This is a genomic window from Corallococcus silvisoli (assembly GCF_009909145.1).
Taxonomy (GTDB): Bacteria; Myxococcota; Myxococcia; order Myxococcales; family Myxococcaceae; genus Corallococcus; species Corallococcus silvisoli.
Genome location: NZ_JAAAPJ010000014.1, coordinates 180,768 through 194,901, shown reverse-complemented (window position 1 = coordinate 194,901; position 14,134 = coordinate 180,768). Strand labels below are relative to the sequence as shown.

Annotated in this window: 14 protein-coding genes; 8 read left to right on the top strand and 6 right to left on the bottom strand. The window is 72.0% G+C overall.

What is annotated here, in order from left to right:
- Positions 1 to 195 precede the first annotated feature (195 nt).
- Entirely contained in the window at positions 196 to 2,397 is a 2,202-nt protein-coding gene (locus tag GTY96_RS26890; protein WP_143902750.1) for a PhnD/SsuA/transferrin family substrate-binding protein, read from the top strand.
- A gap of 6 nt (positions 2,398 to 2,403) precedes the next feature.
- Here the strand turns inward: GTY96_RS26890 and thpR are convergent, their stop codons facing one another.
- Together thpR and GTY96_RS26880 are read right to left on the bottom strand one after the other, a co-directional pair.
- Positions 2,404 to 2,958: an RNA 2',3'-cyclic phosphodiesterase gene (gene thpR, locus GTY96_RS26885; RefSeq protein WP_143902748.1), complete on the bottom strand. Its 555-nt coding sequence runs from the start codon at positions 2,956 to 2,958 to the stop codon at positions 2,404 to 2,406.
- 332 nt (positions 2,959 to 3,290) lie between these two features.
- On the bottom strand, positions 3,291 to 3,851 hold the full coding sequence (locus tag GTY96_RS26880; protein WP_161666226.1) for a metal-dependent hydrolase: 561 nt from the start codon (positions 3,849 to 3,851) through the stop codon (positions 3,291 to 3,293).
- A gap of 69 nt (positions 3,852 to 3,920) precedes the next feature.
- Between GTY96_RS26880 and GTY96_RS26875 the strand changes: the two genes are divergently transcribed.
- The gene (locus tag GTY96_RS26875; RefSeq protein WP_161666225.1) at positions 3,921 to 5,156 is read left to right on the top strand and encodes an adenylate/guanylate cyclase domain-containing protein; all 1,236 of its coding nucleotides are present in this window, start codon (positions 3,921 to 3,923) and stop codon (positions 5,154 to 5,156) included.
- Between the two features lie 61 nt (positions 5,157 to 5,217).
- Here GTY96_RS26875 and proS read toward each other — a convergent pair whose 3' ends face one another.
- Positions 5,218 to 6,651 (bottom strand): proline--tRNA ligase, encoded by a 1,434-nt coding sequence (gene proS / locus GTY96_RS26870; RefSeq protein ID WP_143902742.1) that lies wholly within the window; start codon positions 6,649 to 6,651, stop codon positions 5,218 to 5,220.
- Between the two features lie 309 nt (positions 6,652 to 6,960).
- Between proS and GTY96_RS26865 the strand changes: the two genes are divergently transcribed.
- On the top strand, positions 6,961 to 7,584 hold the full coding sequence (locus GTY96_RS26865; RefSeq protein ID WP_161666224.1) for an MXAN_6652 family MXYO-CTERM-anchored protein: 624 nt from the start codon (positions 6,961 to 6,963) through the stop codon (positions 7,582 to 7,584).
- A 78-nt stretch (positions 7,585 to 7,662) separates the two neighbouring features.
- Positions 7,663 to 8,547: an endonuclease/exonuclease/phosphatase family protein gene (locus tag GTY96_RS26860; RefSeq protein ID WP_161666223.1), complete on the top strand. Its 885-nt coding sequence runs from the start codon at positions 7,663 to 7,665 to the stop codon at positions 8,545 to 8,547.
- 10 nt (positions 8,548 to 8,557) lie between these two features.
- On the opposite strand, the gene GTY96_RS26855 is transcribed toward GTY96_RS26860, so the two are convergent.
- Entirely contained in the window at positions 8,558 to 9,115 is a 558-nt protein-coding gene (locus tag GTY96_RS26855; RefSeq protein ID WP_143902736.1) for a hypothetical protein, read from the bottom strand.
- Positions 9,116 to 9,337: 222 nt separating this feature from the next.
- On the opposite strand from GTY96_RS26855, the gene GTY96_RS26850 reads away from it, so the two are divergent.
- A complete protein-coding gene (locus tag GTY96_RS26850; protein ID WP_161666222.1) occupies positions 9,338 to 9,982 on the top strand; it encodes a YdcF family protein in 645 nt (214 codons plus the stop codon).
- Between the two features lie 16 nt (positions 9,983 to 9,998).
- Here the strand turns inward: GTY96_RS26850 and GTY96_RS26845 are convergent, their stop codons facing one another.
- Positions 9,999 to 10,427 (bottom strand): MarR family winged helix-turn-helix transcriptional regulator, encoded by a 429-nt coding sequence (locus GTY96_RS26845; protein WP_201756434.1) that lies wholly within the window; start codon positions 10,425 to 10,427, stop codon positions 9,999 to 10,001.
- Between the two features lie 151 nt (positions 10,428 to 10,578).
- On the opposite strand from GTY96_RS26845, the gene modA reads away from it, so the two are divergent.
- The 3 genes from modA (at position 10,579) to modC (ending at position 13,323) form a co-directional block, all read left to right on the top strand.
- Entirely contained in the window at positions 10,579 to 11,481 is a 903-nt protein-coding gene (modA, locus tag GTY96_RS26840) for a molybdate ABC transporter substrate-binding protein (protein ID WP_143902730.1), read from the top strand.
- Positions 11,481 to 12,158, top strand: coding sequence for a molybdate ABC transporter permease subunit (modB, locus tag GTY96_RS26835; protein WP_161666221.1), 678 nt, complete (start codon positions 11,481 to 11,483; stop codon positions 12,156 to 12,158). The genes modA and modB overlap by 1 nt, the downstream gene beginning before the upstream one ends.
- 106 nt (positions 12,159 to 12,264) lie before the next feature.
- Complete coding sequence (gene modC / locus GTY96_RS26830) at positions 12,265 to 13,323, top strand: molybdenum ABC transporter ATP-binding protein (RefSeq protein WP_161666269.1); 1,059 nt, start codon at positions 12,265 to 12,267, stop codon at positions 13,321 to 13,323.
- Between the two features lie 7 nt (positions 13,324 to 13,330).
- Here modC and GTY96_RS26825 read toward each other — a convergent pair whose 3' ends face one another.
- Positions 13,331 to 14,134: a pentapeptide repeat-containing protein gene (locus GTY96_RS26825; RefSeq protein ID WP_328701018.1), complete on the bottom strand. Its 804-nt coding sequence runs from the start codon at positions 14,132 to 14,134 to the stop codon at positions 13,331 to 13,333.

The window sequence follows — 14,134 nt, the reverse complement described above, 5'->3', positions numbered from 1 at the left end:
AGGACAGGAATTCACGCAGGAGCACTCCCGGTCCCTCACGACCCAGGGTCAGAACATGGTAAAACTGGTCTACCTGCCTATTGCAGTGATTCAAGAATAATGTGGCAATGTGGTAACGATTCAGATAGGGTGTTCGCACTCGTGAGCCGGGCATCCGGGCTTTCGGGAGAGGGGGCAACCGGAGGAGACCTCGCCGTGACCGCATCGACCGCGCCCATTCGTTGCCTGCTCTACCCGTCCCTGGGTGAGGTGCGGGAGCACGTCCGTGTGGAGCTGTTCGCTCGCGCGCTGTCGGAGCGGATGGGCCGCCCGGTGGTGATGTCCATGGCGCCCACCTACGAGATGCTGGAGGCGGAGCTCGCGGCCGGCCGGGTGGAGATGGCGTGGGGCACCGCCGAGCAGTGCAATGCCTTCGAGCCGCAGGCGCGCGCGGTGCTGCGCGCGGTGCGTTCGGGGAGCTGGCACTACCACTCCGCGCTGATCTGCCGCGCGGACGCGCCGCTGACGCTGGAGACGCTCGCGGGCAAGCGCGCGGCCTGGGTGGCGCCGCGCTCCACCGGCGGGCACCTGCTGCCGATGCGTCACCTGGAGTCGCTGGGCCTGCGCCCGGACACGCTCTTCTCCGAGCAGCGCTTCCTGGGCACCTACCGCAAGGCGCTGGACGCGGTGCTGCGGGGCGAGTCCGACGTGGCCGCCCTCTTCTCCAACCACACCGACGCGCACGCGATGCGCGCCACGCTGACGACGTACCTGGGCGCGGACGCGCCGCTGCTCACGCCCTTCCTCTTCACCATCTCCACGCTGGCGGACGGGCTCATCCTCACCCGGCGCTTGTCGGAGGAGGACACGGAGGCGCTGGCCTCCGTCCTCACCCGGATGAACACGGACGGCGCGGGCCTGGAGATGCTCATGGGCCCCTTCCGGGTGGAGGGCTTCGTCCGCTCGCCCGGTCCCGCCGCGCCCGTGTCCAGCCCGCGTCCTTCGTCGGGCGCCGAGTACCTGGCCGGCGAGCTGGACGCGGAGGGGCGCTGTCTCAAGCTGTGGTCGCCGTCCGGCCGGGCCTTTGGCCGCGATGTGCGCGGCGCGGAGGGGCGCAAGCTGGAGGAGACGCTGGGCACCGCCGCGAGCGAGCCCCTGATGTCCCTGGTCCGCGCCGTCCTCCGGGGTGGCTCCGACGGACGGCTGGAGTACCGGCTCACCGTGAACGGCGATGAGCGCGTGTACGCCGCGGAGGTGACGCCCTGCGCGCCTTCACCTGGGGACACGGTCGTGCGCCTGGGCCTGCTGGTGCGCGACGTCAGCGGGCTGCGCGCGCTGGAGGATCCGCTGTACCGGCTGGCGTCGTTCCCGCTGCTGCACCCGGAGCCGCTGCTGGAATTGGGCATGGATGGGCAGCTGCGGTACGCGAACCCGGCGACCCATGCGGCGTTCCAGGACCTGGTGGAGAAGGGCTCGCGACATCCGCTGGTGCACTCGGCGCTCACCTGGGCGTGGCGGGGCGCGTCCTCGGGGGAGTCCGCGCCCACGGTGCACCTGGACGGGCGCTATTGGGAGCTCACCGTCGCGCAGCTGTGGGATCCCCCGGGCCTGCGCGTGTTCGCGCGCGACGTGACGCTGCGCAAGCAGATGGAGGCACGGCTGTTCCAGGCGGACCGGCTGTCCGCGCTGGGGTCGCTCGCGGCGGCGGTGGGCCATGAGATGAACAACCCGCTGGCCTTCGTGCTGGCGAACCTCTCCTACGTCCGCGAGGAGCTGGACCGGCTGACGCAGCCGTTGCTGGAGGGCACCCCCGTGCCGCGCCCGGACCTGGACGGCATCCTGGAGGCGCTGGGCGAGACGGTGGAGGGCGCGACCCGGCTCAAGCACATCGTGCAGGACCTGCGCACGCTGTCGCGCAAGCCGCCCGAGCACCGCGCGCGCGTGGCCGTGCAGCCGGTGCTGGAGAACGCGCTGAAGCTCCTGCGCGGAGAACTCCAGCACCGCGCGCGGCTGGAGCGGGACTTCCACGACATGCCCACGGTGGACGCGGACGAGGCCCGCCTCACCCAGCTCTTCCTCAACCTGCTGCTCAATGCCTTGCACGCGATGGACCTGCAGGACGCCTCGCGCAACGTGCTGCGCGTCGCGGCCTACACCAGCGAGGATGGCGAGGTGGTGGTGGAGGTGCAGGACTCCGGCAAGGGGCTGGCCCCGGAGGTGCTGGCGCACATCTTCGAGCCGTTCGCCACCGCGCGCCCCAACAGCACGGGCCTGGGCCTGTCGGTGAGCCACACCATCGTCACCGACCTGGGCGGCACGCTGCGCGCGGAGAGCCGCGAGGGCCGGGGCACGCTGCTCACCGTCACGCTGCCCGCCGCCGTGCCCGTGTCGGAGCCGCGCTCGCTGCGCGCCGGGTAGCGCGCGTCACGCGTCGCGGCCCAGCGGGACCTCCAGCCGGGGCGCGTAGTGGCCGCCCGTGCTCTCGAACAGCACCAGCCGGTCCACGCGGCCCTCGCCCCACGAGGCGTCCCGCAGCTTCCGCGCGCACGCCGCCAGCGCCGCGTCCCCGTGCGGCCGCTTCGCCCGGGCGAGGGTCAGGTGCGCGGTGTACTCGGCGTACTCGGACGCGAAGCCCAGGGGCTCCAGGACGCGGGCCACGTCCGCCTGGAGTGACTTCAGCGCGGCGGTGTCCCCGCGCACGTCCGCCCAGAGCACGCGCGGGTGCTCCGGCGAGCCGAACGTCCCGCCCCCGCCCACCGACAGCACGAACGGTGCGTGGCGCGGCCCCACGGGCGTCAGCGCGTCGCGCAGCGCGGGCAGTCGGTCGGTCGAGACGTCCCCCAGGAAGACCAGCGTGAGGTGCACGCCCTCGGGCTTTACCCACCGGGCGTCGGGGGCGTGGGCGCGCAGGCGCTCGATGCCTCGCTCGGCTTCAGCGGTAAGGGCGTCTCCCAGCGTCACGGCGGTGAACAGGCGCATCGGGTGTTCCTCCATGCTTCCAAGGTCGACTCCAGGGACAGGACGCGAGGGCTCTCGGCTCCAACCGGGCGGCCCTCCATCGCGTCCGCCCGAGGGTTCGCGAGCGGACCTCGCGGGCCGTGCCCGCCTGACAGTGCCAGCACCGCGAGCTGGCTGAGCGCGTCCCCGCCGCGGTGGACCTCGCGGGCCGCGCTGCCGGACATCGCCGGCGACCTCACACGTCGCCTCTGGCGCGGTGGACCTCTCGCGAGCCGCGCCCACCTGACAGCGCCAGCGGCCTCACACATCGCCTCTGGCGCGGTCGGGCCGATTGGCTCGCGGCGCCCGCCTGCTCAGGCGCCGGGATGCAGGCCCTGCGCTGTGGCTCCTTCCGGTGGGGCCTTCCGCCGGGGCCACAGCGCGTAGATCCACGCGGGCAGGAACGCGAGGAACTCCACGCCGCTCACATACAGCCCGCGCGCGGACAGCATCCCCGCGCCAATGGGCGCCACCGGCAGGGGCCGCACCGGGGCGAAGACGCGCGCATGGGAGAACGGCCAGAAGAGCGCCGCGCCCAGCCCACCGTCGGTGAGCGTGTCCAGGATGCCGTGGCTGCCCACCGCCGCCAACGCCAGCCACCCCCACCTCGTCGCGGAGGCGCCCCGCCACCGCGCCAGCGCCGCCACGACGAGCGCCACGCCCACCGCGAAGACCCACGAGTGCGACGCGCCGCGGTGCCCCCACGTCGCCGCGTAGGGGATGCGCAAGGCGAACGCCACCACGTCCGCGTCCGGCAGCAGCGCCAGCAGCGACAGGAACCCCATCACCGCCACCCGCCGCCGCCACGGGACGCCGGTCCCCGTCTCGAAGCGCCCCAGTGCCATGCCCACCGCTACGTGCCCGATGCTCGCCATGCGCCGGACCCTAGCGCAGCGGGCCTCGCCTGGAGAGCGTCCCCGCGCCTGGAGTAGCCTCCGCGGCGCATGCGGTCCCTGCTCCCCCGCGCCGAGTCCACCCTGCAGCGCCGCCTGGATGAATGGCGCGCGGACGTCGGCTCGTGGCTCAACGTGATGCGCATCGGCGCGACGGCGGCGTGGCTGCTGCTGGGCGTGCTGGACGACTGGCGCGTGTCGCGCGCGGTGCTCGGCTGCTACGTCGTGCTGTCGGTCCTGCTGTGGGCGGGGGCTCGCCGGGTGCCGGACCTGCTCCGGCGGCCGGCGCTGGGCGTGGCGCTGCTGGACATGCCCCTCATCTATTTCCTCCAGGCGTGGTCCATCCAGGGCTCCGTCAACGGCGTGCCCACCGCGCTGCTCACCATGGGCGTCTACATGGTGCTGGTGGTGGTCGTGTCCATGGTGACGCTGTCGCGGTTCATCGTCGCGGCGGCCACGGCGCTGGGCATCCTCGCGGTGGCGCTCCTGACGCTGGGCGCGGGCCTGCCGGCGCCCGCGTTCCTCCCCGGCATGGTGCTGGTGATGGTGCTCGCGTCGTCGGTGGCCTTCTTCATCAGCCGCACGGTGCTGGGGCTGGTCACGGACGTGGTGCGCGAGGAGATGCAGCGCGAACGGCTGGGCCGCTTCTTCTCCCCGGAGGTCGCCCGGCGCATCTCCGAGCGCGGCACCGACGGCGAGGCCGGCGAACACCGCGAGGTGACGCTGCTGTTCTCGGACATCCGCGGCTTCACCGCGCTGTCGGACCGGCTGGAGAGCCCCCAGGTGGTGGCGCTGCTCAACGAATACCTCACGCGCATGGTGGAGGTGGTGTTCCGCCACGGCGGGACGCTCGACAAGTTCATCGGCGACGGCATCCTCGCGTACTTCGGCGCGCCGCTGGAGCAGCCCGGGCACCCGGCCGCCGCCGTGTCGTGCGCGCTGGCCATGCTGGAGGCGCTGGACGCCCTCAACCAGGAGCGCGCCGCCCGGGGCGAGCCCACGCTCGCCATCGGCGTGGGCGTGCACACCGGCCGCGTGGTGGTGGGGGCCGTGGGCAGCGACCAGCGCCGCGAGTACACCGTCATCGGCGACGCGGTGAACCTGGCCAGCCGCATCGAAGGGCTCACCAAGAAGGTGGGCGCCCCGGTGCTCGTGTCGAACGCCACGCGCGAGCGCTGCCTGGATGACTTCGACTTCGAGGCCGCCGCCCCGCTGCCCGTCGCGGGCAAGCCGGAGCCCGTGGCCACCTTCCTGCCCCGCAGGCGCGCGCCGCGCTCCGCGGGCTGAGAAACGCGAAGGGGCCGGGAGGAAGCCTCCCAGCCCCGCGGTGCCGTGGACGCGGCCGTGCTCAGTACGCCTTGGAGAACACGATGCGGCCCTGCGACGGCTCACCCGTCAGCACGCACTTGCCCGGCTCCTGCTTGAGGCTGAAGGGACGGCACCGGGTGGTGAGGCCCGTCTCCTCCTTGATGCGCGCCTCCGTCTTGGCGCTGCCATCCCAGTGCGCCAGCAGGAAGCCGTCGTCCGCGCGCGCCTTCAGCTCCTCGTAGGAGTTGACCTCGAAGGTGTTCGAGTCGCGGAAGGCCTTCGCCTTCTGGAACAGGTCCTTCTGCATCTGGTCCAGCATCGCCTGGGCCTTGGTGACGGCCTCCTCCAGCGACACGAACTCCTTCTGGCGCAGGTCGCGGCGCACCATCACGCAGGAGTTCTTCGCCAGGTCCTTGGGCCCCAGCTCGATGCGCAGGCAGGTGCCGATGAGCTCGTGCTCGTTGTACTTGAAGCCCGGGCCCTTGGACTCGTCGTCGTCCACCACCACGCCCAGGTCCGCCTTGCGCAGGTCCGCGGCCAGCGCGTGCGTGCGCTCCATCACCGCGGTCTTCTCCGCGTCGGTCGCCTTGCCCACGATGGGGATGATGACCACGTGCGTGGCCGCCATCCTCGGCGGCACGATGAGGCCGGAGTCATCCGAGTGCGTGAGGATGAGCCCGCCGATGAGCCGCGTGGACGTGCCCCACGACGTCTGCCACACGTGGTGCACGCGGCCGTCGCGGCCCTGGAACGTGGTGTCGAAGGCCTTGGCGAAGTTCTGGCCCAGGTTGTGGCTGGTGCCCGCCTGGAGCGCCTTCTTGTCCTGCATCATCGCCTCGATGCTGTACGTGCGCAGCGCGCCGGCGAACTTCTCCGACTCCGTCTTGCGCCCCGGCAACACGGGCATGGCCATGTAGTCCTCCGCGAACGAGCGGTAGACCTCCAGCATCTGGAGCGTGCGCTCCTCCGCGTCCGCCTCCGTCTCGTGGCAGGTGTGGCCCTCCTGCCAGAGGAACTCCGTGGTGCGCAGGAACAGGCGCGTGCGCATCTCCCAGCGCATCACGTTGGCCCACTGGTTCACCAGCAGCGGCAGGTCCCGGTAGCTCTGGATCCACTTGGAGAAGCTGCGGTTGATGATGGTCTCCGACGTGGGCCGGATGACCAGCGGCTCCTCCAGCTTCTGGCCGCCCGCGTGCGTGACGACCGCCAGCTGCGGGTTGAAGCCCTCCACGTGCTCGGCTTCCTTCTTGAGGTAGCTCTCCGGGATGAGCAGCGGGAAGTAGGCGTTCTTCACGCCCGTCTCCTTGAACTTCTTGTCCATCACCCGCTGGATGTTCTCCCACAGCGCGTAGCCGTTGGGACGGATGACCATGCAGCCCTTCACGTCCGAGTAGTCAGCGAGCTTCGCCTTCTGGACCAGGTCGACGTACCACTCGGAAAAGCCCTTCTCGCGGGGCGTGAGCTTATCGGCCATGTACTGGGCACCTTGCTAGGAGATGGAAAGAGGGGCGTTGCCTACGCTGGGATGTTCCGGAAATCAACGCTGGACCGTGGCCGGCCCCGTCCCCTGGGGGTCGCCCATGCTCGGCCTTCGCGCGGGCGGACGATCCGCCCACCAGATGGCGGACCGTGGGGGCGCTCGCCCGCCGCCTTCACCCGGCGGTGAGTCGCGCCGTGCCCCTCCCCGAGGTCACAGGAGAGTGTCGCCTGCTGCACTCCTCGCCGCGCTGCGCTAAAAGGGAGTCTCCTCGTCTTCCCTGATTTCCCCCAGGAGGTTCCTTCCATGCGGTCCTTTCTTCCGTCCGTGGGCGCGGTCGTGGTGTGCCTTGTCGCGGGCTCCGCGTTCGCCAACTCCACCGGCATCAACGGGCGCAGCGGCAAGCAGAGCGTGTCGTGCACCGCGTCCGGTTGCCACGGCGGCGGGACGAGCACCCCCACCGTGACGCTGGAAGGGCCCACGGCGCTGACCGCGGGCCAGACGGGCCAGTACTCGCTCATCATCACCGGAGGCCCGGGCGTGAAGGCGGGCATGAACGTGGCGACGGGCGGCGTGGACGGGGCGACGCTGACCGCGGGCGCGGGCACGAAGCTGATGAACGGGGAGCTGACCCACTCGCTGCCCAAGGCGTTCAACTCCGGCTCGGCGCGCTTCGACTTCTCGCTGGTGGCGCCCGCCACCAACGGCACGCTCAAGCTGTACGGCGCGGGCAACTCCGTGAACGGCGACAGCGCGGCCACGTTGGATGCGCACGCCAACTCCACGCTGGATGTCGTCATCACCGGCGGCACCGACGGCAAGCCCACGACCGAAGACGAGGGGGGCGGCTGCTCCGCGGCCACCACCGGCGCGCCCGCGGTGCTGATCGCCGTGTTCGCGGCCCTGGCCGCTCGCCGCCGGAAGGCCTGACGCCCGGCTGCCCTCCGGCCGTGCCTCGGAGGGTGGGACGACAGCGCGAGGGAGGGCGGCCTACCATCGCCCCCCTTGATGCGACCGAGCCCCCTCCTGACCGCGTTGTTCGTCGCGGGATCGCTGGCCTGTGCCTCCGGTCCCGCGGTGCGTCCCACCCTGTCCTCGGGCGCCACGCCCGTCGCCGTGGCCTCGGAGCCCGCGCGCGACGCGGGCGCCCTGCGGGTGATGACCTTCAACATCCAGTCCGGTCTGAGAGGCCTGGAGCAGGTGGCGGCCGTCATCCGCCAGGAGGAGCCGGACCTCGTCGCGCTGCAGGAGGTGGACGTGGGCTCCACCCGGGCGGGCGGGCAGGACCAGGTGGAGCGGCTGTCGGCGCTCACCGGCCTGAAGTACCGCGCGCACTTCGGCACCACGACGCTGTACGGCGGTGCCTATGGCATCGCGCTCCTGTCGCGCTACCCGCTGGAGTCCCTGGAGCAGTACCCGCTGCCCACGCCGAAGGGCGCGGAGCCGCGCACGGTGGCGCACGCGGTGGTGGACGTGGACGGACGCGAGGTGAGCGTCTACGCCACGCACCTCATCCGCCGGCCCTTCAACGGCGCGGCGCGCGTGCGCCAGAGCGCCTTCATCTCCCAGCTGATGGCGAAGGACCCCCGCCCCCGGCTGTTGATGGGCGACCTGAACGATGATCCGGACTCGCGCCCGGTGCGCCTCCTGCGCCGCCAGCTCCAGGACGTGGCGCGCGTCACCCACGCGGACCGCACGGGCACCTACCCGATGCCGCTGTTCCTGCGGTCGCTGCGCATCGACTACGTGATGGCCTGTGGCGCCTTCACGCCGGTGTCCACCCGCGTGCTGCGCGTGGGCGCGTCCGACCACTACCCGGTGGTGGCGGACCTGCGGCTCCAGCCCGCGAAGGCGCCCCAGGCGGCGGAGGCCACGGCCGCCGCCGCGCCCTGACCGCGCGGCCTCAGGTGGGCAGGGTGAAGCGATAGAGGACCTCCAGGTCCCCCTTGCTGAAGCCCTTGAGGACCTCGTGGTGGATCTCCTGCCGGCCGCTCAGGTACGCGAGCCCTCCGGCGGCGAAGCCCATCACGGCGAGCTCGAAGTAGATGTGCGGCCGGGGCACGCCGGTGATGCGCAGCTCCACGGAGTCGCCCTGGAGCTGCGCCGTCAGGTCGCCCTCGGTGAAGTAGCCCTTCCAGATGCCGGGCGTGAACAGGGCGAAGCGGCGGAAGTCGTCCTTGCCGAACATCGTCTTGAGCTGGCCCTGGCCGAGCGCGTACTCGGCGGACTTCACGCCGTATTGCCAGTAGGCCTTGGTGTCGCCGCCGTAGAAGCGCTGGGTGAAGGCTTCGTTGAGGCGCAGGAAGGCATCCGCGGGGATGCGCGTCACCGGCATGATGGGTTGGCTGAAGACCGGATCCCGCTTCGCCTGCTCCGCGAGGAACGTCTTCCACGCCGGCTCGCCGAAGGCCTGCACCGCCAGGGTCTGCCGTGCCAGGAATGCGACGCCTTTGACATCCATCCGTATGCCTCCGCCTGCCTGGCCGCTCCGGGTTCATCACGGACCCCGGCCGGGTCATGGCGCATTGTGTCTCCGGGACCACCTCCTGGGCGATACGCATCGCGACAATTCACCGGGTCGTGTGAGTCATGACCCGAGGGGACCTGTCCTCACGGGCACGGTGCTTCACGGGCGGTGCATCCCGGGGCGCGCACGGTCCGGGATGCGACTAGGGTTCCCGAGGTGCGACCTCTTGCCTTGCTCCCCAGGCCCGGACGCGTGCGCCGGGCCGTGCTCCTGGCGGCGGGCGCGCTGACGGGCGGCGTGTTCGGGCTCGCCTTCTGGGTGGACCGCTTCGGCCGGCGCGAGCACCTGGGCGGAGCGGACGCGCTGGTGGTGTTGGGAGCGCGGGTGCTGCCAGGGGGCATGCCCTCGGGCGCGCTGGTGGCGCGCGTGGGGCAGGCGGCGGCGCTGTATCACCGGGGCACGGCGCCCTGGCTGGTGGTGTCCGGGGGCGTGGGCGTCCATCCACCCTCCGAAGCGCGCGTCATGCGCGGCCTGCTGGAGGAGGCGGGCGTGCCCTCCTCCTCTTGCATGCTGGAGGAGGACAGCCACTCCACGCGCGACAACGCGCGGTTCAGCGCGAGCCTGCTGCGGGCGCGGGGGGCGCGGCGGGTGGTCGTGGTCTCCGACCCGTATCACCTGCTGCGCGCGCGGCAGTGCTTCCGGCTGGAGGGGCTGGAGGTGGCCACGAGCCCCGCTCCCATCGCCGGGAGGATGCGAGCGTGGGACCGGGCCTACTGGACGGTGCGAGAGGCGTTCGCGCTGCTGCTGCATCCGCGCCTGCTGCTGGCGCGGGCACCCGGTGGGAGCGCGGGCGGACGCTGAAAGGGCCCGCGCGGCCTCAGGTTCCGGAGGGCTCTGGCGTGTCCAGCTTGAGGAGGACCTTCTCCAGGACGCGGAAGAGGGCCTGGCGGTCCTCGGGGTCGAGCATGCCCAGCACCACGCCCATCGAGCGGTGCATGGAGCGGTCGAGCTTGGTGAACGTCTGCCGTCCCTTGTCGGTCAGGCGGCAGCGGACGACGCGCCGGTCGGCTTCTCCGCGCTCGCGCTGGAGGTGGCCTTCACGCTCCAGGCGGTCCACCACGCCGGTGACGGTCTTCTCGGTGACGCCCAGTCGCTTGGCCAGCTCGCCCATGGTGAGCGAACCGTCCAGGCCCAGCCACAGCAGGGCGTGCACCTGGGGCGGCGTGAACTGGAGCTGTTCGCAGGTGCTCGCGATGGGGTCACGGAGTGAACGGCGACGGCCCAGCGAGAACATCAACTCCTGCATGCGGTCGACGTCCTTCGCGAGCGCTTCATCCTCTTTATGGATATTCCGCGACACAGAGTATTCATTAGCGGCGGGGGGCGTGTGGGTCAACTTGTAGGCTGCGATGGATGCATTCGGGCTTTCCGGGTGCCGGCTTCCGGAGGTGTGGAAGATGCGACTGACAGGGTGGGGACTGCTGCTGGCGCTGGTGGCGGTGACGGCGCGGGCGGAGGACGAGGTGTTGGTCTTCGCGGCGGCGAGCACGACGGATGCGCTCCAGGCGCTCGCCCCCGCGTTCCAGAAGGCATCGGGGCACCCGGTGCGGTTCGCCTTCGGGGCGTCGAGTGACCTGGCACGTCAGGTGGTGGCGGGGGCTCCGGCGGACGCCTTCCTCTCCGCGGACGAGGCGAAGCTGGACACGGTGGAGCGGGCCGGGCTGGTGCAGCCGGGCACTCGGGTGGACCTGCTGTCCAACCGGCTGGTGGTCATCGTCCCGGCGGGCTCCCAGGTGAAGGTGGGCGGGGCGGCGGACTTGAAGGGCCTCCGGCGGGTGGTCCTGGCGGAGCCGGCGGCGGTGCCCGCGGGGGTGTACGCGAAGGCGTGGCTGACGAAGATGGGCGTATGGGCGGACGTGGCGCCGCGGGTGGTGCCCGCGGTGGACGTGCGGGCCGCGCTGGCGGCGGTGGAGGCGGGGCGGGCGGACGCGGGCGTGGTGTACGCGACGGACGCGGTGCACTCGAAGAAGGTGCGGGTGGTGTTCACGGTGCCGGAGGCGGATGTGCCGCGAATCGTGTACCCGGCGGCGGCGCTGACGCAGGGCAAGGCGCCCGAGGGAGGGTTGGCGTTCGTGCGCTTCCTCCAGACGGCGGAGGCGCGGAAGGAGTTCCACAAGCTGGGCTTCCTGGACGCGAGCGCCGCGAAGGCGGTGCCGGAGGGGGCCGGTGGCCAGGTGGCGCCGGATGCGGGGCCGAGTGCGCCGTCGGCGGGACCGCCGGATGCGGGCGCGCGGCGGACCGCGCCCGCTGGCACGCGGGGCGTGGCGCCGGATGCGGGCAGGGGGCAGTTGTCGCCGTGATGGATGAAGGGCTCACAGGGCTGGTCCTGTTCACGGTGGCGGTGGCGGCCCTGTCCACGGCGCTCATCCTGGTGCCGGGCGTCGCGGCGGCGTACGCGCTGTCGCGCTGGAGGGGGCCGGGGCGGGGCGTGATGGAGACGGTGCTGGCCCTGCCGCTCGTGCTGCCGCCGACGGCGGTGGGGCTGGTGCTGCTGGAGCTGCTGGCGCGGGACTCGGTGTTGGGGCGGTTCCTGGACGCGGTGGGCGTGGAGGTGGTGTTCACGCCGAAGGCGGTGGTGCTGGCGAGCGCGGTGATGTCCTTCCCGCTGCTGGTGCGCGCCGCGCGCACGGGGTTCGAGGAGGTGGATCCCCGGCTGGTGGCGGTGGCGCGCACGCTGGGGGACACGCGCACGCGGGCCTTCTTCCGCGTGTCCCTGCCGCTGGCCTGGCGCGGCGTGCTGACGGGCGCGCTGCTCGCGTTCTCCCGGGCGCTGGGCGAGTTCGGCGCCACGGTGCTGGTGGCGGGCAACATCCCGGGGCTGACACAGACGCTGTCCCTGGCCATCTTCCAGCGCACGCAGACCGGGCAGGACGCGGCGGCGCTGAGGCTCGCGGGGGTGTCGGTGGTGCTCGCGTTCGGGGCCATGTACGTGACGGAAGTGGTGACGCGGCGGCGCGGAGCCCGGGGGCTCGCGTGAGTCACGCGCTCCCAGGGCGGGCGCTCGTGGAGCCCGTCTGTTTTCACGCTGGGCCGCGCCGGCGGGTGCTCGTGGCATCGGGAATGGCGGGAGGAGCACGTCCGTGATGGAGCTGTCCCTGCGCCTGCCCCTGGCGCGCTTCACGCTGGAGGTCGAGGCGCGCTTCGCGTCCGCGTCGGTGGCGGTCCTGGGGCGCTCGGGTTCCGGCAAGACCTCGCTGTTGGAAGTGCTCGCGGGCCTGCGGCGGGGCGCGAGCGGGCGCGTGGCGGTGGAGGGGCGCGTGCTGCTCGACACGGCTTCGCGCGTGGACGTCCCGCCGGAGGCGCGGCGCATGGGCTACGTGCCCCAGGACGCGCTGCTCTTCCCGCACCTCACCGCCGGACAGAACGTGCGCTTCGGCGTGCGCGCCGGGCGGCCGTCGCGCGTGGACGAAGCGGTGCATTTGCTGGAGCTGGAGCCGCTGCTGCACCGCTACCCCGTCACCCTGTCGGGAGGCGAGAAGCAGCGGGTCGCGCTGGCGCGAGCGCTGGCCACGGATCCCGCGCTGCTGCTGCTGGACGAACCCCTGGCCGCGCTGGACGTCGCGTTGAAGGAGCGCGTGCTGCCCTACCTCTTGCGCGTGCGCGACGAGGCGCGAGTCCCCCTGCTGTACGTGACCCACCAGCTCGGCGAGGCGCGAGCCCTGGCCCGGGAGGCGCTGCTGCTGGACGGCGGCGCGGTGAAGGCCGTGGGGCCCGCGGACACGGTGCTGGGCACGGTCGCGCGAGGGCTGCTCACCGGCGAGCCCGAGGAGAACATCCTGGAGGGCACGCTGGAGCATCCCGACGTTGGAGGCACGCGGCTGCGCATCGCGGAGGGGCTGTCGCTCTGGGTTCCGGACGTGCCCGCGTTGCCGGGGGGCACGCGAGCCACCTACGCCGTGCCCGCCGAGGACATCCTCCTGTCCACCGGCCCGCTGACCGGCGTCTCCGCGCGCAACGTGCTGGAGGGCGCGGTGGTGAAGCTGGAGGACGCGGGTTCGGGAGAGCTCGCGACCCACGTCGACGTCGCGGGTGTGCGCTGGGTGGTGCGGCTCACGCAGGCCGCCGTGCGCGAGCTGTCCGTCGCACCGGGGCTGCGGGTGTTCCTCGCGGTGAAGTCCTCCGCCTGCCGCCGCCTGACCTAGACGCTCGTCAGCGCTTCGTCCCCGCCTTCTTCCCCCCGCCGCGCCCCGCAGGCTTCGCGTGGTAGCCCTCCACCAACATCCCGAGCGCGTGGACCACGGACATCGCCGTCTCCGACGGGATGCGCGTGTCCTTCAGCTTGTTGCGCGCGGGGTCGAGCAAGAGCCCCGTGGCCCCGGAGAAGTCCGTCCGCGTGAGCGTGCAGCCGCGGAAGTTGCTGCCGGCGAGGTCCGCGCCCGTGAAGTCCGCGTCCGTCAGGTCCATGTCGAAGAAGTTCGCCTCCCGCACCACGCACCGCACGAAGGCGGTCTTGTGGAGGCTCAGGCCCACGAACGAGCTGTACGGCATGCCGCAGTCCTCGAAGGCCACCTCGGGGTTCGAGGCCACCCCCGTCCAGTCGATGCCCATCAGCTTCGAGCCCTCGAAGCGCACGTCCCGCAACCGGAGGGCGATGACGTTCGCGCGGGTCAGGTTGCAGCCCTGGAACACGCACGACTCCAGCAGCGTGTCCTTCCAGCGGCCTTGCTGCAATTCACAGTTCACGAAGGTGCACCGGTAGAACTCCTTGTCCACCAGGTGGATGCCCTGGAGGTCCAGGCCTTCGAACGTCTCGTTCTCGAAGGAGTCCTCTTGCTGAAGTCGCTTCAGCAGGGCGGTGGAGGGACCTTCTTCCTGGGACACGGCGCACGTTCCTTTCTGGAGGAGGGAGGCCGCCGTTATACCGGGGCGCTCCGACTCCAGGACATCCAGGATGCGCGCCACCGCGAGGACCCGGGCCCGCTGGGAGGGAGCACCGGGTCCCACACGGCTCAC

Coding starts and splice junctions, on each gene's coding strand:
- thpR (WP_143902748.1), bottom strand. CDS start 2,958: ATGCGCCTGTTCACCGCCGTGACGCTGGGAGACGCCCTTACCGCTGAA.
- GTY96_RS26880 (WP_161666226.1), bottom strand. CDS start 3,851: ATGGCGAGCATCGGGCACGTAGCGGTGGGCATGGCACTGGGGCGCTTC.
- GTY96_RS26875 (WP_161666225.1), top strand. CDS start 3,921: ATGCGGTCCCTGCTCCCCCGCGCCGAGTCCACCCTGCAGCGCCGCCTG.
- proS (WP_143902742.1), bottom strand. CDS start 6,651: ATGGCCGATAAGCTCACGCCCCGCGAGAAGGGCTTTTCCGAGTGGTAC.
- GTY96_RS26865 (WP_161666224.1), top strand. CDS start 6,961: ATGCGGTCCTTTCTTCCGTCCGTGGGCGCGGTCGTGGTGTGCCTTGTC.
- GTY96_RS26860 (WP_161666223.1), top strand. CDS start 7,663: ATGCGACCGAGCCCCCTCCTGACCGCGTTGTTCGTCGCGGGATCGCTG.
- GTY96_RS26855 (WP_143902736.1), bottom strand. CDS start 9,115: ATGGATGTCAAAGGCGTCGCATTCCTGGCACGGCAGACCCTGGCGGTG.
- GTY96_RS26845 (WP_201756434.1), bottom strand. CDS start 10,427: ATGCAGGAGTTGATGTTCTCGCTGGGCCGTCGCCGTTCACTCCGTGAC.
- modA (WP_143902730.1), top strand. CDS start 10,579: ATGCGACTGACAGGGTGGGGACTGCTGCTGGCGCTGGTGGCGGTGACG.
- modB (WP_161666221.1), top strand. CDS start 11,481: ATGGATGAAGGGCTCACAGGGCTGGTCCTGTTCACGGTGGCGGTGGCG.
- modC (WP_161666269.1), top strand. CDS start 12,265: ATGGAGCTGTCCCTGCGCCTGCCCCTGGCGCGCTTCACGCTGGAGGTC.